Annotated in this window: 20 protein-coding genes; 7 read left to right on the forward strand and 13 right to left on the reverse strand. The window is 64.4% G+C overall.

Going from position 1 to position 24,327, the window contains the following annotated elements; all coding sequences use genetic code 11:
• Positions 1 to 39: 39 nt before the first annotated feature.
• The 7 genes from glpK to FY036_RS12725 form a co-directional block, all read right to left on the reverse strand.
• Positions 40 to 1,533 (reverse strand): glycerol kinase GlpK, encoded by a 1,494-nt coding sequence (gene glpK, locus FY036_RS12695; RefSeq protein ID WP_148915103.1) that lies wholly within the window; start codon positions 1,531 to 1,533, stop codon positions 40 to 42.
• A 34-nt stretch (positions 1,534 to 1,567) separates the two neighbouring features.
• Positions 1,568 to 3,079 (reverse strand): glycerol-3-phosphate dehydrogenase, encoded by a 1,512-nt coding sequence (gene glpD / locus FY036_RS12700; RefSeq protein WP_148915104.1) that lies wholly within the window; start codon positions 3,077 to 3,079, stop codon positions 1,568 to 1,570.
• A 100-nt stretch (positions 3,080 to 3,179) separates the two neighbouring features.
• Positions 3,180 to 3,950: a DeoR/GlpR family DNA-binding transcription regulator gene (locus FY036_RS12705; RefSeq protein WP_148915105.1), complete on the reverse strand. Its 771-nt coding sequence runs from the start codon at positions 3,948 to 3,950 to the stop codon at positions 3,180 to 3,182.
• 75 nt (positions 3,951 to 4,025) lie between these two features.
• The gene (gene scpA / locus FY036_RS12710; protein WP_148915106.1) at positions 4,026 to 6,164 is read right to left on the reverse strand and encodes a methylmalonyl-CoA mutase; all 2,139 of its coding nucleotides are present in this window, start codon (positions 6,162 to 6,164) and stop codon (positions 4,026 to 4,028) included.
• Between the two features lie 58 nt (positions 6,165 to 6,222).
• Complete coding sequence (locus FY036_RS12715) at positions 6,223 to 8,232, reverse strand: acetyl-CoA carboxylase biotin carboxylase subunit (RefSeq protein ID WP_148915107.1); 2,010 nt, start codon at positions 8,230 to 8,232, stop codon at positions 6,223 to 6,225.
• Positions 8,229 to 9,137 (reverse strand): glutathione-dependent disulfide-bond oxidoreductase, encoded by a 909-nt coding sequence (yghU, locus tag FY036_RS12720; RefSeq protein ID WP_148915108.1) that lies wholly within the window; start codon positions 9,135 to 9,137, stop codon positions 8,229 to 8,231. The genes FY036_RS12715 and yghU overlap by 4 nt, the downstream gene beginning before the upstream one ends.
• Positions 9,138 to 9,144: 7 nt before the next feature.
• A complete protein-coding gene (locus tag FY036_RS12725; RefSeq protein ID WP_148915271.1) occupies positions 9,145 to 10,677 on the reverse strand; it encodes an acyl-CoA carboxylase subunit beta in 1,533 nt (510 codons plus the stop codon).
• A gap of 185 nt (positions 10,678 to 10,862) precedes the next feature.
• On the opposite strand from FY036_RS12725, the gene FY036_RS12730 reads away from it, so the two are divergent.
• A complete protein-coding gene (locus FY036_RS12730; RefSeq protein ID WP_148915109.1) occupies positions 10,863 to 12,275 on the forward strand; it encodes a helix-turn-helix domain-containing protein in 1,413 nt (470 codons plus the stop codon).
• Between the two features lie 82 nt (positions 12,276 to 12,357).
• Entirely contained in the window at positions 12,358 to 13,422 is a 1,065-nt protein-coding gene (locus FY036_RS12735; protein ID WP_148915110.1) for an enoyl-CoA hydratase/isomerase family protein, read from the forward strand.
• Positions 13,423 to 13,431: 9 nt separating this feature from the next.
• Here the strand turns inward: FY036_RS12735 and FY036_RS12740 are convergent, their stop codons facing one another.
• On the reverse strand, positions 13,432 to 13,731 hold the full coding sequence (locus FY036_RS12740; protein WP_148915111.1) for an addiction module antidote protein: 300 nt from the start codon (positions 13,729 to 13,731) through the stop codon (positions 13,432 to 13,434).
• Positions 13,715 to 14,029 (reverse strand): type II toxin-antitoxin system RelE/ParE family toxin, encoded by a 315-nt coding sequence (locus tag FY036_RS12745; protein ID WP_201744763.1) that lies wholly within the window; start codon positions 14,027 to 14,029, stop codon positions 13,715 to 13,717. Before FY036_RS12745 ends, FY036_RS12740 begins: the two co-directional genes overlap by 17 nt.
• 135 nt (positions 14,030 to 14,164) lie before the next feature.
• Between FY036_RS12745 and pcaD the strand changes: the two genes are divergently transcribed.
• From pcaD to FY036_RS12770, 5 genes are all read left to right on the forward strand, one after another.
• On the forward strand, positions 14,165 to 14,959 hold the full coding sequence (gene pcaD / locus FY036_RS12750) for a 3-oxoadipate enol-lactonase (RefSeq protein ID WP_148915112.1): 795 nt from the start codon (positions 14,165 to 14,167) through the stop codon (positions 14,957 to 14,959).
• A gap of 25 nt (positions 14,960 to 14,984) precedes the next feature.
• Complete coding sequence (locus tag FY036_RS12755; protein ID WP_148915113.1) at positions 14,985 to 17,075, forward strand: 3-hydroxyacyl-CoA dehydrogenase NAD-binding domain-containing protein; 2,091 nt, start codon at positions 14,985 to 14,987, stop codon at positions 17,073 to 17,075.
• A 23-nt stretch (positions 17,076 to 17,098) separates the two neighbouring features.
• Positions 17,099 to 18,301, forward strand: coding sequence for a pimeloyl-CoA dehydrogenase large subunit (gene pimC / locus FY036_RS12760; RefSeq protein ID WP_148915114.1), 1,203 nt, complete (start codon positions 17,099 to 17,101; stop codon positions 18,299 to 18,301).
• 12 nt (positions 18,302 to 18,313) lie between these two features.
• The gene (locus FY036_RS12765; RefSeq protein WP_148915115.1) at positions 18,314 to 19,462 is read left to right on the forward strand and encodes an acyl-CoA dehydrogenase family protein; all 1,149 of its coding nucleotides are present in this window, start codon (positions 18,314 to 18,316) and stop codon (positions 19,460 to 19,462) included.
• Between the two features lie 75 nt (positions 19,463 to 19,537).
• Complete coding sequence (locus FY036_RS12770; RefSeq protein ID WP_148915116.1) at positions 19,538 to 19,873, forward strand: TIGR01244 family sulfur transferase; 336 nt, start codon at positions 19,538 to 19,540, stop codon at positions 19,871 to 19,873.
• A gap of 64 nt (positions 19,874 to 19,937) precedes the next feature.
• Here the strand turns inward: FY036_RS12770 and FY036_RS12775 are convergent, their stop codons facing one another.
• From FY036_RS12775 to FY036_RS12790, 4 genes are all read right to left on the reverse strand, one after another.
• Complete coding sequence (locus FY036_RS12775) at positions 19,938 to 21,260, reverse strand: TRAP transporter large permease (RefSeq protein ID WP_148915117.1); 1,323 nt, start codon at positions 21,258 to 21,260, stop codon at positions 19,938 to 19,940.
• On the reverse strand, positions 21,257 to 21,790 hold the full coding sequence (locus tag FY036_RS12780) for a TRAP transporter small permease (RefSeq protein ID WP_148915118.1): 534 nt from the start codon (positions 21,788 to 21,790) through the stop codon (positions 21,257 to 21,259). Before FY036_RS12780 ends, FY036_RS12775 begins: the two co-directional genes overlap by 4 nt.
• Before the next feature lie 116 nt (positions 21,791 to 21,906).
• Positions 21,907 to 23,184, reverse strand: coding sequence for a flavin-dependent oxidoreductase (locus FY036_RS12785; RefSeq protein ID WP_148915119.1), 1,278 nt, complete (start codon positions 23,182 to 23,184; stop codon positions 21,907 to 21,909).
• 66 nt (positions 23,185 to 23,250) lie between these two features.
• Complete coding sequence (locus FY036_RS12790; protein ID WP_148915120.1) at positions 23,251 to 24,303, reverse strand: TRAP transporter substrate-binding protein; 1,053 nt, start codon at positions 24,301 to 24,303, stop codon at positions 23,251 to 23,253.
• Positions 24,304 to 24,327: the final 24 nt, after the last annotated feature.

The following is a 24,327-nucleotide window of genomic DNA, read 5'->3' on the forward strand; positions in this document are numbered from 1 at the left end:
ACAGGCGTCCCGTCAGGCGGGCACATGGGTCGGCCCTACTCAGCCTTTGGACAGGGTGCGCGAGACGGCGTCGGCCCAGCCGGCCAGCTTCGCCTTTCGGGTTGCGTCGTCCATGGACGGGCGGAACTGCCGGTCGAGCGCCCAGCTTTTGGCGAACTTGGCGGCCTTGGGCCAGACGCCGGCGCGCTGGCCGGCCAGCCATGCCGCGCCGAGCGCCGTGGTCTCGAGGATGGTCGGCCGGTCCACCGGCGCGTCGAGCAGGTCGGCAAGCCGCTGCATGGTCCAGTCGGACGCGACCATGCCGCCGTCCACGCGCAGCACCGTTTTCGCGTCGCCGCCCTTCCAGTCCTTCTTCATCGCGACCAGAAGATCGTGGGTCTGGTAGGCGACGGATTCGAGAGCGGCGCGGGCGAACTCCGCCGGGCCGGTGTTGCGCGTCAGGCCGAAGATCGCGCCGCGGGCATCCGCATCCCAGTGCGGCGCGCCGAGGCCGACGAAGGCCGGCACGAGATAGACGTTCTGCGCGTCGTCAGCCCTCGCGGCAAGCTCGCCGCTCTGCGCCGCCTTGCCGATGACCTTGATGCCGTCGCGCAGCCACTGCACGGCCGCACCGGCAATGAAGATCGAGCCTTCGAGCGCGTAAGTCGTCTTGCCGTCGAGCCGGTAGGCGATGGTGGTCAAGAGCTTGTTGCGCGACCGCACGAGCTTGTCGCCCGTGTTCAGCACCGCGAAGCAGCCGGTGCCGTAGGTGGACTTCATCATGCCGGGCTCGAAGCAGGCCTGACCGATGGTGGCGGCGTGCTGGTCGCCCGCGACGCCGAGAATAGGGATCGCCGCGCCGAACAGTTTCGTTTCGGTAGCGCCGAAATCCGCGGCGCAGTCCTTCACTTCCGGCAGCATCGCTGCCGGTATGTCTAGCAGGTCCAGAAGCTCGGCGTCCCACTCGTTCTTTTCGATGTTGTAGACCAGCGTGCGGGACGCGTTCGTTGCGTCGGTGGCGTGCACCTTGCCACCTGTGAGACGCCAGATCAGGAACGCATCGATGGTGCCGGCCAGCAGCTCGCCCTTCACCGCACGCCTGCGCGCGCCCTTCACCTTGTCCAGCATCCATGCGATCTTGGTGCCGGAAAAATACGGGTCGAGCAGCAGACCGGTCTTTTTCGTGAATTTGGGCTCCAGCCCCTGCTTCTTCAGCCTCGCGCAGAGCGGCGCGGTACGGCGGTCCTGCCAGACGATAGCGTTGTGGATCGGCGCGCCGGTGGCCCTGTCCCAGATGACGACGGTCTCGCGCTGGTTGGTGATGCCGATGGCGGCAATGTCGGAAGCCGTAATCTTCGCCTTGCGAAGCGCCGTCCTGACCGACCAGACGACGCTCGACCAGATTTCCTCCGGATCGTGCTCGACCCAGCCGGATGCCGGGTAAAGCTGGGTAAACTCCTTCTGGCCCGTAGCCACGATCTTCATTTCGCCGTCGAAGACGATCGCGCGGCTCGACGTGGTGCCCTGGTCGATGGCCAGTATGTAGCCGCTCATATCCCCTCCCCGGATGGTCCGCATCGCAGCACGGCTAGCTTGCCGCCCTGCCACCTTCCTGCGTTTCGGCTGCGCGCATGTAAAGGTCAAGCTCCCCGGCTTCCAACGGCGTGAGGCGAAGCCCGAGCTTCGTTCGTCGCCACAACACGTCTTCGGCGGTGCGCGCCCATTCGCAATCCATCAGGTAACGCACCTCGGCTTCATACAGGTTGGCGCCGAAGCAGCGGCCGAGATTTTCGAGCGATGCGGCGTTGCCGAGCATGGTGCCAGCGCGGGTACCGTAGAGACGCGTGAGACGGCGCGCCAGCGCGGGCGGTAGGAACACATAGTCGCGCGCAAGCCGCGCAACCTCGTCGTCGAAGCCTTCCGGTGGAAAATCGCCGCCGGGAAGCGGCGCGTCCCTCGTCCAGCTGGCGCCCTTCGCGCCCAGCACGACCTCGATCTTTTCCAGCACATGCTCGGAAAGCCGGCGGTAGGTGGTGATCTTGCCGCCGAAGACATTGACCACCTTGGCCTCGTTGTCGCCGCCCTCAACCTTCAGCACGTAGTCGCGCGTGGCTTCCTGGGCCTTCGACGCGCCGTCGTCGTAGAGCGGGCGCACGGCCGCATAGGTCCAGACGATGTCCTCGCGGCGCACGGGCTCTGCGAAATACTCGCTGGCCGCGTTGCAAAGATAGCCGGCCTCCGCATCGCTGATGGCGACGTCGGCTGGATCGCCGGTGTAGTCGCGGTCGGTGGTGCCGATAAGCGTGAAATCATCCTGATAAGGGATCGCGAAGATGATGCGGCCATCGGCATTCTGGAAGAAGTAGGCGCGCGGATCGTCGAACTTCCTGCGCACGACGATATGGCTACCCTGCACCAGGCGCACATTGTGCACCCCCTCCCCCAGCACGGCATCGACCCATGGGCCGGCGGCATTGACGACGAGGCGCGCCCTGACGGTGTAGCGGGCGCCCGCCGTATCTTCCACATCGACGCTCCAGACATCGCCCTCGCGCCGAATGCCCGTCACCTTGGAGCGGGTGACGATGGTCGCCCCACGGTCGGCCGCATCGCGCGCGTTGAGGACCACGAAGCGGGCATCGTCCACCCAGCAGTCGGAATATTCGAAGGCGCGCGAAAACAGCTTCTTGAGTGGCCGGCCGGCGGGATCGCGCTCCATGTCGAGCGTGCGTGTCTTGGGCAGCAGCTTGCGCCCGCCGATGTGGTCGTAGAGGAACAGGCCCAGCCGCAGCAGCCATGCAGGGCGAAGCCCGCGGTGATGGGGCAGCACGAAACGCATAGGCCAGATGATGTGCGGCGCGTTTTTCCACAGCACCTCGCGCTCCATCAGCGACTCGCGCACGAGGCGAAATTCGTAATGCTCCAGATAGCGCAGGCCGCCATGGATCAGCTTGGTCGAGCCGGACGACGTGCCGCTGGCAAGGTCGTTCATCTCGGCCAGAAACACGGAATAGCCCCGGCCCACCGCGTCCCGGGCGATGCCGCAGCCGTTGATGCCGCCGCCGATGACGAAGATGTCGTGGATGGGGTTTTCGCCCAAGGAAACCTCCTTGCGCGCTGCAAATGCGCGATACGCCGCCTATCGAAAGTCCTCTGGATTATTTCGCAATCATAACGAATGTCAAACGAAAACGAGCCCGCTAATCGCCTCTCGACGTCTCGATCAGCTCGACCTCCGCCTCGGCGCAGATGGTGCGGATCGAGGCAATGTCGCACGCGTCCGTTATGAAGGTGTCGACCTGGCTGAGATGACCGATGCGGACGGGCGCCGTGCGCTCGAACTTGGTCGAATCCGAGACGAGGATGACATGGCGCGCGTTGGCGATGATCGCCTGCGCGACCTTGACCTCTCGATAGTCGAAATCGAGAAGCGCGCCGTCGTGGTCGATGGCCGATGCGCCGATCACCGCATAATCCACCTTGAACTGGCGGATGAAGTCCACCGCCGCCTCGCCAACGATGCCGCCGTCGGACCCGCGCACAACGCCGCCTGCAATGACCACCTCGATGGTGGGAAAGACGCGCATCCTGTTGGCGACGTTGATGTTGTTGGTGATGACCATGAGGCCTTCATGGTCGAGCAGGGCATTCGACACGGCTTCCGTCGTGGTGCCGATGTTCATGAACAGCGAGGCGTTGTCGGGAATGATGCGCGCGGCGGCCCTGCCGATCGCCTCCTTCTCGTCGGACGCGATTTTGCGCCGCGCCTCGTATTCGACATTCTCGATGCCTGAGGGAAACAGCGCGCCGCCGTGAATGCGCGTCAGCAGCCGCCGCTCGCAAAGGTCGTTCAAATCCTTGCGGATCGTCTGCGGCGTTACGCCGAAATGGCCTGCGAGATCATCCACCAGCACGCGGCCGTTATCCTTGGCCATCTGGATGATTTCGGCATGGCGCGGCGGCAGGAACATGGGCGCTTCCTTCGCTTTCGTTTTCGCCAAGAATAGCGAAAAGCGAAAGCGAAGGATAGCAAATATATCTGTCGGCTACACGTTGCGGCGCTTCCCTTCCATCAGGTCGAGCACGCCGCGGGCGGCATCCAGCACGTTGGTGCCGGGGCCGAAAACCGCCGCGACGCCGTGGTCCAGAAGGAACTGGTAGTCCTGACGCGGCACCACACCACCGACCACGACGATGACGTTTTCCGCGCCCTTCTTCTTCAGGGCTTCGACGAGCTGAGGCGCCAGTGTCTTGTGGCCGGCTGCCAGCGACGACATCCCGACGACATGCACCTTCTGCGCCACTGCCAGATCGGCCGCTTCGTCCGGCGTCTGGAACAGCGGGCCTGCAATCACTTCGAAGCCGATGTCCCCGAACGCAGACGCGATGATCTTCGCTCCCCGGTCGTGGCCGTCCTGGCCGAGCTTGGCGACCATCACCTTTGGCGTCTCGCCCAGAACCCTGGCGAACTCGTCAAGCCGCTGCACGAGGTTTTCGTATTCCGGCTCGCCTTCATATGCGGGTCCGTAGACCTTGCGCACCACCTTCGGCACCGCCGAATGGTCGCCGAAGGCCTCGCGCAGCGCATCGGAAATCTCCCCGAGCGTGGCGCGGGCGCGGGCGGCCTCGACCGCGGCTTCGAGGATGTTTCCGTTGCCAGTCTTCGCGACCTCGCGCAGCGTAGCGATCGCTTCTTCCCACTTCTTCGGGTCGCGCTGGCGGCGGGTCTTTTCGATGCGCGCGATCTGCGCCTCGCGCACAGCCTTGTTGTCGATGTCGAGAATGTCGAGGTCGTCCTCGGTCTCGAGACGGTACTTGTTGACGCCGACGATGACCTCGTCGCCGCGGTCGATCGCCGCCTGCTTGCGCGTCGCGGCTTCCTCGATCAGACGCTTGGGATAGCCGTCATTGACCGCCTTGGTCATGCCGCCCATCGCCTCGATCTCCTCGATCAGCGCCCAGGCCTTCTCGGCAAGGTCGTTGGTCAGGCTCTCGACGTAATACGAGCCGGCCAGCGGATCGACCACCTTGGTCACGCCGGTCTCGTGCTGGAGGATCAACTGCGTATTGCGTGCGATGCGGGCGGAGAACTCCGTCGGCAGCGCGATCGCCTCGTCGAGCGCATTGGTGTGCAGCGACTGCGTGCCGCCCAGCGCGGCGGACAGCGCCTCGTAGGCCGTGCGGATGACATTGTTGTAGGGGTCCTGCTCCTGCAGCGACACGCCGGACGTCTGGCAGTGGGTGCGCAGCATGAGGGACGACGCCTTCTTCGGCTCGAACTCCTCCATGATCCGCGTCCAGAGCAGGCGCGCGGCGCGCAGCTTGGCGGCTTCCATGAAGAAATTCATGCCGATGGCGAAGAAGAAGGACAGGCGGCCGGCAAACGCATCGACGTCGAGCCCCTTGGCGAGCGCAGCGCGGACATATTCGCGCCCGTCGGCCAGCGTGAAGGCGAGCTCCTGCACCAGCGTCGCACCGGCTTCCTGCATGTGGTAGCCGGAAATGGAGATCGAGTTGAACTTCGGCATCTCCTTTGCGGTGTATTCGATGATGTCCGCGATGATCCGCATCGAGGGCTCGGGCGGATAGATGTAGGTGTTGCGGACCATGAACTCCTTGAGGATGTCGTTCTGGATGGTCCCGGAAAGCTGCGCGCGGGAGACGCCCTGCTCCTCGCCCGCGACGATGAAATTCGCGAGGATCGGGATCACCGCGCCGTTCATGGTCATCGACACCGAAATTTCACCGAGCGGGATGCCGTCGAAGAGGATCTTCATATCCTCGACGGAATCGATCGCAACGCCCGCCTTGCCGACATCACCCTCGACGCGCGGATGGTCGCTGTCGTAGCCGCGATGGGTGGCGAGGTCAAAGGCGACCGACACGCCCTGCTGCCCCGCCGCCAGCGCCTTGCGGTAGAAGGCGTTCGACGCCTCAGCGGTGGAGAAGCCGGCATATTGGCGGATCGTCCACGGCCGTCCGGTGTACATAGTCGCGCGTGGGCCGCGTACGAAGGGCTTCATGCCGGGCAGCGAATCCAGATGGCCGATGCCTTCGAGATCGTCGGCGGTGTAGACCGGCTTGACCGGTATGCCCTCGGGCGTGTTCCAGACCAGCGTGTCGGGATCACGCTTGATCTCCTTTTCGGCGGCAGCACGCCACTGCCCCAGCTTCGGGTTGGTCATTTCAAAGCCCTCAATGGGCGGCCTGCAGGCCAGAGGGAGGTGCCTCGCACACCGACCATCACTCGAACTCCAGAATCAGCTCGTCCACCGCGAGGCTGGCGCCGGGCTCTACCGCCACCTTCTTCACCGTACCGCGCCGCTCCGCGCGCAGCACGTTTTCCATCTTCATGGCTTCCACAGTGGCCAGTGGCTGGCCTTCCTGCACATCGTCGCCCTCCTCGACGGCGATGGACGTCACCACGCCCGGCATGGGGCACAGCAGCATCTTCGACGTGTCGGGCGGCAGCTTCTCGGGCATCAGGCGCGCCAGTTCCGCCACGCGCGGCGAGCGCACATGGGCCTTTGCGTCGATGCCGCGCCAGCGCAGGCGGAAGGCGGAGTTGACCACTTCCACCTTGATGCCCACACGCCTGCCGCCCACCGTGAAATGCGCATGGCTGCGCCCCGGCAGCCAGCCCGACGACACGGTGACGACCGCGTCGTCACCGAAATCGACAAGCGTCTTGCCGCCCTCGTCGCGCACCGAAACGGCGAACTCGCCGGTGCCGTTGAGCCGGACGATCCACTCCTTGCCCACCGTACGGGGATGGTTGGCCAACGTGCCAGAAATCAGCACGTTGCGCTTCTGGACGCGCAGGTTGAGGAAGGCGGCGACGGCGGCAAGCGTGCGCGCCTCGTCGCCATGCGGTTCCACCCCGGCGAAGCCGTCCGGCCATTCCTCGGCGATGAAGGCGGTGGTCAGCCGGCCCTCCCTGAAGCGGGGGTGCTCCATCACCGCCGACAGGAACGGCAGGTTGTGGCCGATGCCCTCTACCTCGAAATCGTCGAGCGCCGCCGACATCGCGTCCACGGCTGCTTCGCGGGTCTCGCCCCACGTGCACAGCTTGGCGATCATCGGGTCGTAATACATCGAGATTTCGCCGCCCTCGAACACGCCGGTGTCGTTGCGGATCACCGTGCCGTCATCCTGCCTGCCCTCCTCCGGCGGCTGGTAACGTGTCAGACGGCCGATGGATGGGAGGAAGTTGCGGTAGGGGTCTTCGGCGTAGAGGCGGCTTTCGATCGCCCACCCTTCGAGCTTCACGTCGTCCTGCGTCATCCTCAGCTTCTCGCCGGCGGCAACGCGGATCATCTCCTCCACGAGGTCGATACCGGTGACGAGTTCGGTCACCGGATGCTCGACCTGCAGGCGGGTGTTCATCTCGAGGAAATAGAAGTTTCGGTCGCCATCGACGATGAACTCGACCGTGCCGGCCGAAAAATAGCCGACAGCCTTGGCAAGAGCGACAGCCTGCTCACCCATCGCCTTGCGGGTGGCCGCGTCGAGGAAAGGCGACGGCGCCTCCTCAACGACCTTCTGGTTGCGGCGCTGGATGGAGCATTCGCGCTCGCCCAGATAAAGCGTGTTTCCGTGGCGGTCGCCAAGCACCTGGATTTCGATGTGACGCGGTTGGGTGACGAACTTTTCGATGAAAATGCGGTCGTCGCCGAATGACGATTTCGCCTCGTTCCTGGACGACTGGAAGCCTTCGCGCGCCTCGGCGTCGTTCCACGCGATGCGCATGCCCTTGCCGCCGCCGCCGGCCGACGCCTTTATCATCACCGGATAGCCGATCGAGCCAGCTATGCGGACAGCTTCGTCCGCATCCTCGATAAGCCCCATGTGGCCCGGCACGGTCGAAACCTCCGCCTCGGCGGCCAGCTTCTTCGAGGTGATCTTGTCGCCCATCGCCTCGATCGCCTTCACCGGCGGGCCGATGAAGATGACGCCTTCCTTTTCCAGTGCCTGTGCGAAGGCCGCGTTCTCGGAAAGGAAGCCGTAGCCCGGATGCACCGCATCGGCCCCCGTTTGGCGGATCGCGTCGATGATCCTGTCGATGACGATATAGGACTGGTTCGACGGCGGCGGGCCGATATGCACCGCCTCGTCGGCCATCTTCACGTGCAGCGCATCGCGGTCGGCGTCCGAATAGACTGCGACGGTTGCGATGCCGAGCTTCTTCGCCGTCTTGATGACCCGGCAGGCGATCTCGCCCCGATTGGCTATGAGGATTTTCCTGATCGTCATTCCTGGGCCAACTTGTCCTGCGTCTTCGTCTCGAAATCCGAAGCGTCGTGCCTTTCGTGGAGTTGCTTTGCGGGGTCGCCGAATGTCCGGTTGACCATCGAGCCGCGTTCGGCCGCCGGCCGCGCGCCGACGAGCTTGCGCCAGCGCTGGACGTGCTCGTACTTCTCGACCTCGAGGAAATCGCCCGCGTCCTCATAGGCGCCGCTGGCCGCCAGCCGGCCGTACCACGGCCAGATCGCCATGTCGGCGATGGTGTACTCGGCACCCGCCATATACTCGTTGTCGGCCAGATGCCGGTCGAGCACGTCCATCTGGCGCTTCACCTCCATGGCGTAGCGGTTGATGGCGTATTCGATCTTCATCGGCGCGTAGACGTAGAAGTGGCCGAACCCGCCACCGAGGAAAGGCGCGGAACCCATCTGCCAGAACAGCCAGTTCATCGTCTCCGTGCGGCCGCGCGGGTCGGTCGGCAGGAACGCGCCGAACTTTTCGGCGAGGTAGAAGAGGATCGAAGCGGATTCGAACACGCGCACCGGCTCACCGCCGCCCTTGGGCGCGCGGTCCATCAGGGCGGGAATCTTCGAGTTCGGATTGACCTCGACAAAGCCCGATCCGAACTGCTGGCCTTCGCCGATCTTGATGAGCCAGGCGTCATATTCCGCGTCGGAATGGCCAGCCTCGAGCAGTTCCTCCAGCATCACCGTGACCTTCACGCCGTTGGGCGTGCCGAGCGAATAGAGCTGAAGCGGATGCCTGCCGACCGGCAGTTCCTTCTCATGCGTCGGGCCGGCGATCGGACGGTTGATCGACGCGAACGCACCGCCGGTTGCGGTGTTCGTCCACACCTTCGGCGGAACGTAGCCCGCGGGGAAGTTCTTCTCGGGCGGAAATTTTTCGTCGGTCATGGTTTCCTCACAGCGGCATCGTGTCGTGTTTCTTCCAGGGCTGCTCGGCCTTCTTGGTCCGGAGCGCGGCGAAGGCGCGGGCGATGCGCTTGCGCGAGGAATGCGGCATGATCACCTCGTCGATGAAGCCGCGCTCGGCCGCCTTGAACGGATTGGCGAAATTGACCTCGTATTCCCTGGTGCGCTCGGCGATCTTGTCGGGATCGTCAAGCTCGGAACGGTAAAGGATCTCGGTCGCGCCCTTCGCGCCCATCACGGCGATCTCGGCTGTCGGCCACGCATAGTTGATGTCGGCGCCGATATGCTTGGACGCCATGACGTCATACGCTCCGCCATAGGCTTTGCGGGTGATGAGCGTCACCATCGGCACGGTCGCCTGGCTGTAGGCGAAGAGCAGCTTTGCGCCATGCTTGATGACGCCGCCATATTCCTGCGCGGTGCCCGGCAGGAAGCCCGGCACGTCCACCAGCGTCAGGATGGGAACGTTGAAGGCGTCGCAGAAGCGCACGAAGCGCGCAGCCTTGCGCGAGGAGTCGATGTCGAGGCAGCCGGCCAGCACCATCGGCTGATTGGCAACCACGCCGACCGTCTGGCCCTCGATGCGCAGGAAGCCGGTGACGATATTCCGGGCGTAGGCTTCCTGTATCTCGAAGAAATCGCCCTCGTCGGCCAGCGCGAGGATCAGTTCTTTCATGTCATAGGGCTTGGCGGCCGAATCCGGGATCAGCGTGTCGAGCCGCATTTCGAGCCGTGACGGATCGTCGTGGAAGGGGCGGACCGGCGGCTTCTCGCGGTTGTTGAGCGGAAGGTAGTCGAACAGCCGGCGCACCTGCTCCAGCGTCTCGATGTCGTCGTCATAAGCCCCGTCGGCGACGGACGACTTTTGGGTGTGCGTGCGCGCGCCGCCCAGTTCCTCGGCCGTGACGATCTCGTTGGTTACGGTCTTCACCACATCGGGGCCGGTCACGAACATGTACGAAGAGTCCCGCACCATGAATATGAAGTCGGTCATGGCCGGGGAGTAGACCGCGCCACCCGCGCACGGCCCCATGATGACCGAGATTTGCGGCACCACGCCCGAGGCGTCGACGTTGCGCTTGAACACGTCGGCATAGCCTGCAAGCGAGGCGACGCCTTCCTGGATGCGCGCGCCACCAGAGTCGTTGAGGCCGATGACCGGCGCACCGTTGCGCACCGCCATGTCCATGATCTTGCAGATCTTCTGCGCGTGGGTCTCCGACAACGAGCCGCCGAGCACGGTGAAGTCCTGGCTGAAGACATAGACGAGGCGGCCGTTGATGGTGCCCCAGCCCGTGACCACGCCGTCGCCCGGATATTTCTGGCTGGCCATGCCGAAATCGACCGCTCTGTGCGCGACATACATGTCGAACTCCTCGAAGGAGCCCTCGTCGAGCAGCACCTCGACACGCTCGCGCGCGGTGAGCTTGCCCTTGGCGTGCTGCGCGGCGATGCGCTTTGCCCCGCCGCCCAGACGCGCCTGCGCGCGCCGCTCCTCCAGTTGTTCCAGTATCTCGCGCATCAGCAGCAGCCTCGCGCTGTCAGAAGGGATTTGGGCATCGGGCATTCCCCCGGAAATTCGTTCGTGTTTTTGGCAATATAGGCCGTATGGCTCCGCATATCTCCTCCGCGGTCAAGCGAAAAGGCTTGAACGGGCGGAGGCGCATAAAGTAGACTTCGCAATATTGCACAAAGCGAATTTGCGAAATGCGTAACACCAAGCTGTTCATCGGCCGCAAGATACGTGACCTGCGCGAGGCCAATCGGCTGACGCAGGCCGCGTTCGCCGAGCGCATCGGCATCTCCACCAGCTATCTCAACCAGATCGAGAACAACCAGCGGTCCGTCTCGGCATCGGTGCTTCTGGCGCTGGCCGAAGCCTTTCGCATCGACATCTCCGACCTGTCGTCCGGCGAGAGCGAGCGGCTGCTTTCCGCACTCTCGGAGGCGCTGAACGACCCGCTGTTCGAGACATTCCGGCCGAGCCTTCAGGAACTGAAGCTGGTGGCCCAGAACGCGCCGGGCTTCGCACATGCTTTGATTGCCGCGCATCAGGCCTACCGGCGCAATTCCGAGCAGCTCGCCAGCTTCGACGACACGCTGGGCCGCAACACCGGCTTTGCCGAGCCGAGCGCGTATGAGGAAGTGCGCGACTTCTTCCACTTCGTGGATAACTATATTCACGAGCTCGATCTTGCGGCCGAAGAGCTTGCGGCAAAGCTCGGCATCCCCGAGCGCGACCCTTCTGCCGCCCTGCCAGACCATCTGGAACAGCGGCACGGCGTGCGCACCGTGCGCGGCGGGGCGGATGAAGGCGTGCTACGCCGTTTCGATCCCGAGACCCGAACGCTTTATCTCAACCCCTTCTCCCCCGTCTCCACGCGCAGCTTCCAGGCCGCGTTCCAGATCGGCGAACTGGAGATGGCCGACGCCATAACTGCGATTGCCGAGAATGCCGGCTTCCGCACCGCAGAGGCGCTCGACATCTGCCGCATCGGGCTTGCCAACTATTTCGCCGGCGCGCTGATGATGCCCTACGAAGCGCTGCTGTCTTCGGCACGCGAGCTACGCCACGATCTCGACCTGCTCGCCACGCGCTTTGGCGCGAGTGTGGAGCAGGTTGCGCACCGGCTTTCGACGCTGCAGCGGCCCGGCCGCAAGGGCGTGCCGATCTTCTTTGCGCGCATCGACCGTGCCGGCAATATCACCAAGCGCCACAGCGCCGCCAAGCTGCAATTCGCCCGGTTCGGCGCCGCCTGCCCGCTGTGGAACGTGCATCAAGCGTTCGAGACGCCGGGGCGCATCATTCGCCAGTTGGCCGAGACGCCGGACGGCGTGCGCTATCTGTGCCTGGCCACCGAGATCGCCAAGGGCGGTGGCGGCTTCCGCGCCCCGCAGCGCCGATATGCCATCGCCGTCGGCTGCGAGGTGACCCATGCGGGCGACTTCGTCTACGCGGACGACATGGATCTCACAAACCGCGCCGCCTTCGACCCGATCGGCATATCATGCCGCATCTGCGAGCGTTCCGGCTGCGCCCAGCGCGCGGTGCCGCCGCTGAAAAGGCGACTGGTCGTAGACCACAACATCCGCGGCGCGGTGCCCTACAGGCTGGATTGACGCACAGCGGCAATGCAGATTTTGACGTTCCGTTGGGCACATCAAACGCTATTGTCGCCGGAAAACGCAGGGAGGCTCGCGCATGTCCACCGAACCCGAGATCATCTTCGAGAAGCGCGGACGCGCGGGTATCGTAACGCTCAACCGGCCCAAGGCGCTGAACGCTCTCAACGCCAACATGGTCGCGCTGATGCACCCGCAGCTGGCCGCATGGGCCGACGACGCGTCGGTGGAGCTGGTGATCGTCAAGGCGGCCGGCGAAAAGGCGTTCTGCGCAGGCGGCGATATTCGCCAGCTTCACGACTGGGGCAAGGCGGGCGACCCGGCCATGCGCGCCTTCTACCACGACGAATACCGCCTCAACGCCTTCATCAAGCGCTATCCCAAGCCCTATGTCGCGCTGGTGGACGGCATCGTGATGGGCGGCGGCGTCGGGCTTTCCGTCCATGGCAGCCACCGCGTAGCGGGCGAGCGACTGATGTTCGCGATGCCTGAAACCGGCATCGGCTTCTTCCCCGATGTCGGTGGCACGTTCTTCCTGCCGCGGATGCCGGGCAAGGTCGGCACATGGCTGGGCCTCACCGCCGCGCGGCTCGGTCAGGCCGATGCGCTATGGACGGGCTTCGCCACCCATGCCGCGCCTTCCGCCAGCTTCGAGGCGATCCTCAATGCGCTGTGCGAGAAGGGAGACCCGGACACCACACTCGCCGCATTTTCAGCCGCACCGGCAGCCGAAGCAGCGGTGCCCTGTCTCCAGCCGGTGATAGACCGTTGCTTTTCCGGCGAGACGGTGGAGGAAATTCTTTCCCGCCTCGACGCGGAGGCCGGCGACCCTGCCGAGTGGGCGGGCAAGCAGGCGTCCATCATCCTCACCAAGTCTCCGACCAGCCTGAAGATTGCGCTTCGCCAGATGAAGGAAGGAGCGCAAGCCGGGTTCGAGGACTGCATGCGCATCGAATATCGCATCGTCAGCCGCGTGGCGCAGGGCGTGGATTTCTATGAGGGCGTACGCGCCGTCATCATCGACAAGGACAACGCCCCGAAATGGACGCCCGCCGCGCTGCCAGACGTGACCGAAGCCGACATCGACGCCTACTTTGCCCCCCTGGAAGACGAACTCGACCTGACCGGACTTGACCGGGGCTGAAGTCCATCATCACGCAGCATCGCGGGACGAAAGGCTCACCGTCAACTCCATGCCCAGCGCGTGCATAACCTTGGCAATGGTTGCAAATTCGGGATTTCCTTCGCCGCTCAATGCCCGATAAAGCGCCGACCGGCTCATGCCGACTTCCCGCGCCAGCTTGCTGATGTTGCGGGTTTTGGCCACGACGCCAAGGCTCTTTGCGATGAAAGCAGGATCGCCGGTCTCAAAGGCGGCAAGCATGAATTCCTCGATGCCTTCCTCGGTATCGAGATACTCCGCAGGATCGAACTCTCTAAGCTTCAGGCTCATTGGCGCCTTCCTTCCACTCGCGCGCCAGCTTCCGCGCAAGAACAATATCCCGTGATTGCGTCTGCTTGTCGCCGCCTGCCAACAAGAGGACGGTCACATTACCCAACCGGGTGAAATAAACGCGGTATCCAGGTCCGACATCTATCCGCATCTCACTGACAGCAGAGCCAACCGACTTCACGTCCCCGAAGAAGCCGTCTTCGAGGCGCATCAACCGGGACAGGATTTGCGCCTGGCCACGCTTGTCTCGCAGTCGGCGCAGCCATTTGTCGAACTGTGGCGTAGTCTGTATCTTCACCGCCAATATGTTCTCTATAAGGCACACATTCGTCAACAGGGTCGTCAGGGTATGTGAAAATCACGTTGGCGAATTGACCACGTTCGACAATTGCAACATACTCGGTAGTATGTTTTCCGGAAGGGAGGAGCCGGCATGGCGTTTGCGCGCGTAAACGGCGTCGTTTTGCATCATGAGGTTCGCGGCGACGCGGGCGCGCCCGCGCTGGTCTTCTCCAATTCGCTCGGCACCGATTTTCGCATCTGGAACGAGGTGGTCGACACGCTCGGCAAGCGATACCGCATCGTTCTTTATGACAAGCGCGGCCATGGCCTGTCGGAAGCGACCCCCGCCCCCTACCGCATGATGGACCATGTCGCGGATTTGTTCGCCCTGCTCGATCACCTCGGCATCGAGAAGGCCGCGGTCGTCGGCTTGTCCGTCGGCGGGTTGATCGTGCAGGGGCTTGCCGCGATGCGTCCCGACCTCATTTCGGCGATGGTGCTGTGCGACACGGCCCACAAGATCGGCACCGCCGAGATGTGGAACGCCCGCATAGACACCGTCACCTCCAAGGGCATCGCCTCGATGTCCGACGCCATTCTGGAGCGCTGGTTCACGCCAGCCTACCGCAAGCCGGAGAACGCCGATTTCGTCGGCTACACCGCGATGCTGACCCGCACGACGGTTGACGGCTATGCCGGCACCTGTGCCGCGATCCGCGATGCGGACCTCACCGAATCCACCCGCGCACTAAAGCTGCCGGCGCTGTGCATCGTCGGCGACCAAGACGGATCGACACCGCCGGACCTCGTACGCTCGACCTCGCAACTGATCGAGGGCGCGCGCTTCGAGATCATCGAAGGTGCGGGCCACATCCCTTGCGTCGAGAAGCCGGCCGAGACGGCGCGGCTGATCGGCGATTTCCTGAACGAAGCGGGCTGGCGCTGAGCGCACGACAATCAAGGAACGTCCCATGAGCGAATATGTGAAAGTCGCGAACGACGGCGGCATCGCGGTCATCACGATCGACAACCCACCGGTCAACGCGCTGAGCCTGCATCTGCGCGAACCGCTGTTTGCTGCGCTGGAGGCCGCACGCGACGATGATGCAGTCGAAGGCATCGTGATCGCGAGCGCCGGCCGCACCTTCATCTCGGGTGCCGACATCACCGAGTTCGGCTCTCCCAAGGCGCTGGCCAGCCCGTCGCTGCCGGATCTGTGCGCATTGCTCGAAACGCTGAAGAAGCCTGCCGTCGCGGCCATCCACGGCACGGCGCTGGGCGGAGGGCTGGAGCTTGCGCTGTCCTGCCACTATCGCGTCGCCGACAAGCAGGCGAAGGTCGGCCTGCCTGAAGTCAAGCTTGGCCTGTTGCCGGGCTCGGGCGGCACCGTGCGCCTGCCGCGCCTGATCGGGCCGGAAGCGGCATTGAAGATGATCGTGTCGGGAAATCCGATAGGTTCGGCGCAGGCGCTTGCGGCAGGCGTCGTCGATGCCATCGCCGAAGGCGACCTCACGGCGGAGGCGGTGGCGTTCGCGAAAACCAAGGCTAAGGATGGCGGAGCGCACATTCCGGTGCGCGACCGCGATGAGAAGCTGGAGGCCGCCCGCGCCGACCTTGCCGCATTCGACGCGGCCGTAAAGGAACTGACGAAGAAGGCACGCGGACTGGAAGCACCGCTTGCCTGCGCCGATTCCGTGCGAAACGCGATCACCCTGCCCTTCGACGAGGCGCTGGCGAAGGAACGCGAATTCTTCATCAAGCTGGTGCAGGGCGACCAGTCACGCGCCCAGCGTCACCTCTTCTTTGCCGAGCGCGAGGCCGCAAAGGTGCCCGGCATCGGCAAGGACGTGCAGCCCCGCGAAATCCGTAAGGTGGGCGTCATCGGGGCTGGCACGATGGGCGGCGGCATCGCCATGTCCTTCGTGAATGGCGGCGTGCCCGTCACCGTTCTGGAGATGACCGACGAAGCGCTCGATCGCGGGTTTGCGACCATCGAGAAGAACTACGCGATCTCGGTTGCGCGCGGCTCGCTCAAGGAGGACGAGAAGGCCGCGCGTCTGGCGCGTTTTTCGCGCACCACCAATTATTCCGATCTTGCCGATTGCGATCTCATCATCGAGGCCGTTTTCGAGGAAATGTCGGTCAAGAAAGACGTGTTCGGCAAGCTTGAGAAGATCGCAAAGCCGGGCGCGATCCTCGCCACCAACACCTCCTATCTCGACGTCAATGAGATCGCAGCCTCCACCGGCAGGCCGCAGGATGTCGTCGGCCTGCATTTCTTCTCGCCGGCCAACGTCATGAAACTGCTGGAGATCGTGCGTGGCGACAGGACCGCGCCCGACGTGCTCCTGACCGCGCTGACCGTCGGCCGCAGGATCGGCAAGGTGCCGGTCGTCGTGGGCGTCTGCCACGGCTTCGTCGGCAACCGCATGCTGGGCGCGCGCGGCGACGACCTCGAACCGCTACTGCTGGAGGGTGCCTCCCCCGAGCAGGTCGACCGCGTCTTCACCGATTTCGGTTTCCCGATGGGGCCGTTCGCGATGTGGGATCTGGCCGGCCTCGACATAGGCTGGCGCACGCGCAAGGCGCTCGGCACGACCGCGATCATCGGCGATGCGGTATGCGAGATGGGACGTTTCGGCCAGAAGACCGGCAAGGGCATCTATCTCTACGAGGAAGGCTCGCGCACGCCCAAGCCCGACCCCGAGATCGCCCGGCTGATCGAGGAAAAGGCGCGCGAACGCGGCATCGAACGGCGCGAAATCACCGACCGCGAGATCATCGAGCGCACGCTCTATCCGATGGTCAACGAAGGCGTGCGCATTCTGGAAGAGAAGATCGCCGCACGCGCGTCCGACATCGATATCGTCTGGACCAACGGCTACGGCTTTCCGATCGGCAAGGGTGGGCCAATGTTCTGGGCCGATCTGGAAGGGCTCGGCACCCTCGTGGAGCGGCTGGATCACTGGCATGGCAAGACCGGCAAGGCCGTGTTCGAGCCCGCACCGCTGCTGCGCCGGCTTGCGGCGGAAAAAGGCAAGCTCGCCACGCAGACCGCCTGAACACGTCGAGGGAGGAATAGAACATGGACCTTCGCTACACGCCTGAGGAAATCGCATTCCGCGACGAGGTACGGGCATTCCTGAAGGAGAACCTGCCGGAGGACGTTCGCCAGCGGCTCGGAAACGGCGAATACGGCAACAAGGACGATCTCGTAAGCTGGTCGCGCATCCTCAACGATAAGGGCTGGGCGGTACCGCACTGGCCGGTCGAGCATGGCGGGACCGGCTGGGACCCCATGCGCCAGTACATCTTCCTCGAAGAGACGCAGAAATGGCCCGCGCCGCAGCCGCTGGCCTTCGGCGTCAACATGGTCGGCCCGGTCATCTACACTTTCGGCAATGAAGAGCAGAAGGCGAAATACCTGCCGCGCATCGCCAATCTGGACGACTGGTGGTGCCAGGGCTTCTCCGAGCCCGGCGCAGGGTCCGACCTTGCGTCACTCAAGACCCGCGCGGTGCGGGACGGCGACCACTATATCGTCAACGGCCAAAAAACGTGGACCACGCTGGCGCAGTACGCAGACTGGATCTTCTGCCTCGTGCGCACCGACACGCAGGCCAAGAAGCAGGAGGGCATCTCGTTCCTGCTCATCGACATGAAGTCGCCCGGCATCGAGGTGCGCCCCATCGTGACCATCGACGGCGGACGCGAGGTCAACGAGGTGTTCCTCACCGACGTGCGGGTGCCGGCCGAAAACCTCGTCGGGCAGGAGAACAAGGGCTGGGACTACGCCAAGTTCCTGCTGGGCAACGAGCGCACCAACATCGCGCGCGTCGGCATGTCGAAGCAGCGCATCGCGCGCATTCGCGAGCTGGCGGGGCTGGAGATGTCGGGCGGGCGCCCGCTCATCGAGGACCAGCGCTTCCTGGAAAAGCTGACGGCGGTGGAGATCGAGCTGAAGGCGCTGGAACTGACCCAGCTTCGGGTGGTGGCGGCGGATGCCAAACGCGGCAACACCGGCCGGCCAGACCCGGCATCCTCGATCCTCAAGATCAAGGGTTCGCAAATCCAGCAGGCGACGACGCAGCTCCTCATGCAGGTCATGGGGCCGCACGCCCTCCCCTACCATGCCGACGAAATCGATGGCTCCAACGAGCCGCCGATCGAGCCGGATTACGCCGCGCATGCAGCACCCGGCTATTTCAACTATCGCAAGGTCTCGATCTATGGCGGCTCGAACGAGATTCAGAAGAACATCATCGCCAAGGCCGTGCTGGGACTTTAGGGAGCGACGCATATGGATTTCGACCTTTCCGAAGAGCAGTCGATCCTGAAGGATTCGCTCGACCGGCTTCTGGCCGACCGCTACGGCTTCGAGGACCGCAAGCGCCACATGGCCTCGCCCGAAGGGTGGAGCGCCGACATGTGGACGCAATATGCCGAGATGGGGCTGATGGCGCTGCCGTTCGCGGAAGCCGATGGCGGGCTGGCCGGCACACCTGTCGAGACTGCGATCGTCATGGAAGCGCTGGGCCGCGCGCTGGCGCTGGAGCCCTATTTCTCGACGGTAATCCTTGGCGGCTCCTTCCTGCGCTTCGGCGGCAATGACGACCAGCGGGCCGAATATATTCCGGCCGTCGCCGACGGGTCGCTGAAGCTCGCTTTCGCGCAGGTGGAGCGCCATTCGCGCTACGACCTGCACCATGTGGAAACCACGGCCGCGAAGGACGGCGACGGTTTCGTGCTGAACGGACAGAAGAGCGTGGTGCTGCATGGCGACAGCACCGACAGGTTCCTCGTCACGGCGCGAACGTCCGGCGGCGCGCGCGACGAGGCGGGGATCGGCGTGTTTCTGGTCGACGCCAAGGCGCCGGGCGTGACGGTGCGCGGATACCCCACGCAGGACGGCGCGCGTGCCGCCGAAATCACCTTCGAGAACGTGAAGGTGGGCGCGGCGGACGGGTTGGGCGATCCCGCCAACGGCCTGCCGCTGGTGCGCCGCGTGGTCGATACGGGCATCGCGGCTCTTTGCGCGGAAGCCGTCGGCGCGATGTCGGCCATGCACGCGCTGACGGTCGATTACCTCAAGGTGCGCAAGCAGTTCGGCGTGGCGATCGGCCAGTTTCAGGTGTTGCAGCATGCGGCTGTCGATATGTTCGTTGCCATCGAGCAGGCGCGCTCCATCACGCTTTTCGCGACCATGATGGCCGACAGCGACGATGCCGACGAGCGCGGACGCGCCATGCACGCCGCGAAGGCCGAAATCGGCCGCGCCGCCCGCATCGTGGGCGAGAACGCCATCCAGCTTCATGGCGGCGTCGGCATGACGATGGAATATGCCGTCGGCCACTATTTCAAGCGGGTGACCATGATCGACACGCTTTTCGGCGACGGCGACCACCATCTGCGCGAACTGGCGGCCAAGGGCGGTCTGATGGCGGCGTAGCCACGTGGAAACCTATGCCTTGGCAAGCACGGCGCGAAAGCCTAGATCAAGCCGGAACGAACCAAGGGATACGCCATGGAAATCCGCCAGATCACCGAAGACTATTCCGTCGCGCCGCAGATCGGCCTCGAGCACGTGCCGCTCATCAAGGCGGCGGGCTTCAAGAGCATCATCTCGAACCGGCCCGACACGGAAGACGGCGCGGTGCCGCATGATGCCGTTGAGGCGGCCGCGCGCGAAGCGGGGCTGGAGTTCCGCTACATCCCCGTTATCAGCGGGCAGATGACGCAGGAAAACGTGGACGATCAGGCCGCAGCTCTCGGCTCCCTGCCTAAGCCTGTGCTGGCTTATTGCCGCTCAGGCGCACGCTGCACCAACCTGTACGCGCTGGTGCGCGAGCAGCAGGGCTGAGAAGCCTACACTTCGATGGAGCGATCGAACGGCCGGGCATGTCCCGGCCGTTTTTTCGTGCGCGTCAGTAGAGCAGCCGCACGAGGAACAGCGAGATGACGGGGAACGCCAGCAGTACCACCGTTCGCACGATATCGCTGATGACGAAGGGCGTGACGCCGCGATAGGTGTGCAGGATCGGAATGTCCTTCGCCATCGAATTGATGACGAAAAGGTTCATGCCGACCGGTGGCGTTATCAGCCCCACCTCCACGACTATCAGGATGAGAATGCCGAACCACAGGGCGAACTCTTCCGCGCCGAGGCCGAAATCGAGCCCGATCACGATCGGGAAGAAAATCGGCACGGTGAGCAGGATCATGGAGAGCGAATCCATGAAGCAGCCGAGCAGCAGGTAGAACACCAGCATGCAGATCAGCACCGTCCACGGGCTGAAGCCCTGCTCGGTGATGAAGGCGGCTGCCTGCATGGGCAACTGCGCCAGCGCCAGGAAGCTGTTGTACATCGCCGCGCCGAAGACGATGAAGAAGATCAGCGCCGTGGCCGATGCGGTCGACAGGATGGAGCTTATCAGCGTCTCGCGGGTGAGCCCGCCATTGATGAGCGCGATGAGGCCGGTGCCGGCAGCACCCACGGCGGCCGCCTCCGTGGGCGTGAACCAGCCCGTGTAGATGCCGCCCACCACCGCCAGGAACACCAGCAGAACCGGCCACACGTCGGCCAGCGCGCGGAAGCGCTCGGCATAGGACTGGCGCGGGCTGGAGCCCGCGGAATCGGGATAGAGGCGAACGTAGATCGAGATCGCGATCATGTAGCCGATCGCAGCGAGAATGCCGGGAATGAACGCCGCGACGAACAGCTTGGCGATGTTCTGCTCTGCCAGGATGGCGTAGAGAACCAGCACGACCGAAGGCGGAATGAGCACGCCCAGCGTGCCGCCGGCAGCCAGCGTTCCCGTGGCCAGCGCGCCGGAGTAGCCGTAGCGGCGGAGCTCCGGCAGCGCCACCTGCGCCATGGTGGCCGCAGTTGCCAGCGACGATCCGCAGATCGCGCCGAAGCCGGCGCAGGCGCCGATGGCCGACATGGCGACGCCGCCGCGCCTGTGCCCGAGAAACGCGTTGGCCGCCCTGAACAGCGATTGCGACATGCCGCCAAGCGTGGCGAACTGGCCCATCAGCAGGAACAGCGGGATGATCGACAGCGAATAGCTGGAGAATGTCGAGTAGGTCTCGCCCTTGAGCCGGGCGAGGATGGGGGCCGTGCTGCCCATGATAAGATAGGTGCCCGTCAGGCCGCACATCAGCATCGCCAGCCCGATGGGCACACGCAGGAAGATCAGGACAAGCAGGACCGGAAAGGACCACAGCGCCAGTTCGATACCGCTCACGAGGCGTCTCCCCCTTGCGTCGGCGCGAACTGTCTGTCGCCCTCGATCACTTCGTAGAACCTGACGACGGTCATGTAGAGCGACACGATCACGCCGATGACAAGGGCGGCCATTGCGGCGGCGAAACCCCACCACACCGGAAACTGCAGGATGAAAGTCGTTTCCTGATAGCGGATCTTGTCCATCATTCCGTACCAGAGCCGCCATGCGATCAGCAGCATGACCAGCGTCATCAGCACTTCAGTCACCAGGTCAATGATCCGGTTGACGCTGTCGGGAAGGAAGCTGGTGAACACGTCCACCGTGGCATGCGCGCGCCTGAGCTGACACCATGGCAGGAACGAGAATACGGCAAAGGCCGTCATCGCCTCGACGAGCTCGAAGTCGCCCGGTATCGGCCCCAGCCCATAGCGGACGAAGGCACGGCCGGTGATGCTGAAGACCGTCAGCAACGTGATGGTGACAAGCACCAGCCCGCCAAGTATGGCAAGCGCGCGCGCGAGCCATTCTATGGCCGCAGATCGCCTCATGACACTCCTCCACCCACCAGGATTTGCACGCCCGACGCTACTACCTGCACGAACGTGGAGCAACCGGAAGGCTCCCTTCTTTTGTTATGGAACATAACAGACATCTGCGCGCAGCATCAAGCCGGAATGGAAGCGTGCGGAGCCGGCGGCACGATCGATGCACGCCTGTTCAGCGTTTCGACATCGAAGCCCGCGATCTTCTTGTAGCCGGCCGCCGTCTCTTCCAGCTCCGCGCGCGACAGAACCTGTGAGATATCGTCGAAGACACCGCCGCAGCGCTCTTCCACCAGCTGCATCACCTGATCGGGCCCGTTGCCGCGATTGGCTACGACGATGCGTGTGGTCGCCGGGCGCCGCTCGTCTTCGTAGGCCGCCAGCGCCTCCTGCCCGACGCCGTGGTCGAGGAAGGCGCGAGTCAGCACACGAGCGTCGATGATGGCCTGCGAAGCGCCATTCGAGCCGATCGGATACATGGGGTGCGCCGCATCGCCGATCAGCGTGACGCGGCCGTGGCTCCAGTGCTCCAGCGGGTCGCGGTCGACCATCGGATATTCGTAGCATTCGCCGCCGGCACGCATCAGCGCCGGGCAGTCCAGCCAGTCGAACCGCCAGTCCTCGAAGGCGGGCAGGAAGTCGGCGAAATCGCCCTTGCGGTTCCAGTCCTCGCGGTTCCAGCCCGCGCCCGGTTCGTATTTCAGCTCGCCGATCCAGTTGATGAGCGCCTCGCCGGTTTCCGGATCGGGCTTGGATATCGGGTAGGTGACGAACTTCTGCCATTCGTGGCCGACCATCGCCATCGTAGCGCCGCTCAGGAACGGCTTGGCCGTCGTCGTGCCGCGCCACAGCACCGCGCCGCCCCAGCGCGGCGGGCCCTCATGCGGGAAAAGCTGACCGCGGACGGCGGAATGGATGCCGTCGGCTGCCACCAGAATATCGGCCTGCTCGGCGCGTTCAGTACCGTCGGCGGATCGCACGAAGACCTCAACCTTGCCGCCTGCCTCGCGAAATCCGGTGACGACAGCGCCGGTGATGACGGCATCCGCGCCGAGGCGCTTGCGAACCGCATCGAGAAGCATGGCCTGCAGCCTGCCGCGATGCACCGAGAACTGGGGCCAGTTGTAGCCGGCAAGCATGCCGCGCGGCTCCGACCAGATCAGGCCGCCCTTGCTGGAGTAGTAGGCGACTTCGCGCGTGCGTACGCCGATGGCTTCGAGCTCATTTTCGAGCCCCAGCTCGAACAGTTCCCGCACTGCGTGAGGCTGGACGTTGATGCCGACGCCGAGCGGCCGGATAGACGCCACCTGCTCGAACACGCGTACGGCGACGCCCGCCTGATGCAGGGACAGGGCCAGCGAAAGACCCGCGATGCCGCCGCCGGCTACGATTACGCTCATTACCCTCCCCCCGGATACAAAGCGGGGCGGACTCGACATCCGCCCCGATTCCTCAAGAAGGACAATCTACTGCGCGGCCGTGTACTTCTCAATCAGCGAACGCGCTTCATCCAGAAGTCCCTGACCGTCGGCCCCGCGGCCATCCAGTTCGCTCACCCAGTTGGCGATGACCGGCTCGGCAGCCGCCTTCCAGGCTTCGACGTCTTCCGCACTCAGCGTGATGATGTTGTTGTTGCGGCCCACGGCGAGTTCGCGGCCGGGCGCATCGTACTGCTCCTGCGTCTTGCCGAAGAGTGCCGATACGTCCTGCCCGGAATTGTCGTCGATGACCTTTTTGAGGTCGTCCGGCAGGCTGTCGTATTTCGCCTTGTTCATCGCGAGCACGAAGGTCGTGGTGTAAAGCGCGTGATCGCCACCGAACTCCGTATGGTTGCTCACCAGCTCCTGAACGCGCAGCGAAGGAACCACTTCCCACGGCGTGACGGCGCCGTCGATGACACCCTTCGAGAGCGATTCCGTCACGGCCGGGATGGGCATGCCCACCGGAGTGCCGCCCAGTTCGGCCACCAGAGCCGTGATGACGCGCGTCGGCGCGCGCACCTTCATGCCCTGCAAGTCTTCAAGCTTCTCGACGGGGGTGCGGGAATGGATGACGCCGGGGCCGTGCACCCAGGCGGCGATGACGTGCACATCGGCGAACTCGCCATCCTTCATGCGGGATTCGAAGAGGTCCCAATAGGCGCGCGAGGTCGCCTCCGCATTGGTCATCATGAACGGCAGTTCGAACACTTCAGTCGAGGGGAAGCGGCCCGGCGTCGAGCCGGGCAGGGTCCAGACGATATCGACCGTGCCGTCGGTCGCCTGGTCGATGAGCTGCGGCGGCGTGCCGCCGAGCTGCATGGCGGGATAGCGCTCGATCTTGATGCGGCCGTTGGACTCTGCCTCGACCTTGTCCGCCCATGGGGTGAGAACATGCGTCGGCACGTTGGCCTGCGCGGGCAGGAATTGATGCAGGCGCAGGGTCACTTCCTGCGCAAGAGTGGACGAGGTGGTAGCCAGCCAGCCGGCCGAGGCCAGCGACGCGGCGATGACGAGTGATCTGATGGATGCAGGCTTCATTCCGTTCCTCCCTGAATGATCCGA

The organism is Neoaquamicrobium microcysteis (assembly GCF_008180155.1).
Taxonomy (GTDB): Bacteria; Pseudomonadota; Alphaproteobacteria; order Rhizobiales; family Rhizobiaceae; genus Aerobium; species Aerobium microcysteis.

Bases quoted from the DNA above. Each gene is read 5' to 3' on its own strand.
- pcaD (WP_148915112.1), top strand. From the start codon at position 14,165: ATGGCGTTTGCGCGCGTAAACGGCGTCGTTTTGCATCATGAGGTTCGC.
- FY036_RS12765 (WP_148915115.1), top strand. From the start codon at position 18,314: ATGGATTTCGACCTTTCCGAAGAGCAGTCGATCCTGAAGGATTCGCTC.
- FY036_RS12790 (WP_148915120.1), bottom strand. From the start codon at position 24,303: ATGAAGCCTGCATCCATCAGATCACTCGTCATCGCCGCGTCGCTGGCC.
- FY036_RS12730 (WP_148915109.1), top strand. From the start codon at position 10,863: ATGCGTAACACCAAGCTGTTCATCGGCCGCAAGATACGTGACCTGCGC.
- FY036_RS12725 (WP_148915271.1), bottom strand. From the start codon at position 10,677: ATGCGCGAGATACTGGAACAACTGGAGGAGCGGCGCGCGCAGGCGCGT.
- FY036_RS12735 (WP_148915110.1), top strand. From the start codon at position 12,358: ATGTCCACCGAACCCGAGATCATCTTCGAGAAGCGCGGACGCGCGGGT.
- FY036_RS12780 (WP_148915118.1), bottom strand. From the start codon at position 21,790: ATGAGGCGATCTGCGGCCATAGAATGGCTCGCGCGCGCGCTTGCCATA.
- FY036_RS12755 (WP_148915113.1), top strand. From the start codon at position 14,985: ATGAGCGAATATGTGAAAGTCGCGAACGACGGCGGCATCGCGGTCATC.
- scpA (WP_148915106.1), bottom strand. From the start codon at position 6,164: ATGACCAACCCGAAGCTGGGGCAGTGGCGTGCTGCCGCCGAAAAGGAG.
- FY036_RS12705 (WP_148915105.1), bottom strand. From the start codon at position 3,950: ATGTTCCTGCCGCCGCGCCATGCCGAAATCATCCAGATGGCCAAGGAT.
- FY036_RS12715 (WP_148915107.1), bottom strand. From the start codon at position 8,232: ATGACGATCAGGAAAATCCTCATAGCCAATCGGGGCGAGATCGCCTGC.
- pimC (WP_148915114.1), top strand. From the start codon at position 17,099: ATGGACCTTCGCTACACGCCTGAGGAAATCGCATTCCGCGACGAGGTA.
- yghU (WP_148915108.1), bottom strand. From the start codon at position 9,137: ATGACCGACGAAAAATTTCCGCCCGAGAAGAACTTCCCCGCGGGCTAC.
- FY036_RS12785 (WP_148915119.1), bottom strand. From the start codon at position 23,184: ATGAGCGTAATCGTAGCCGGCGGCGGCATCGCGGGTCTTTCGCTGGCC.
- glpK (WP_148915103.1), bottom strand. From the start codon at position 1,533: ATGAGCGGCTACATACTGGCCATCGACCAGGGCACCACGTCGAGCCGC.
- FY036_RS12770 (WP_148915116.1), top strand. From the start codon at position 19,538: ATGGAAATCCGCCAGATCACCGAAGACTATTCCGTCGCGCCGCAGATC.
- FY036_RS12740 (WP_148915111.1), bottom strand. From the start codon at position 13,731: ATGAGCCTGAAGCTTAGAGAGTTCGATCCTGCGGAGTATCTCGATACC.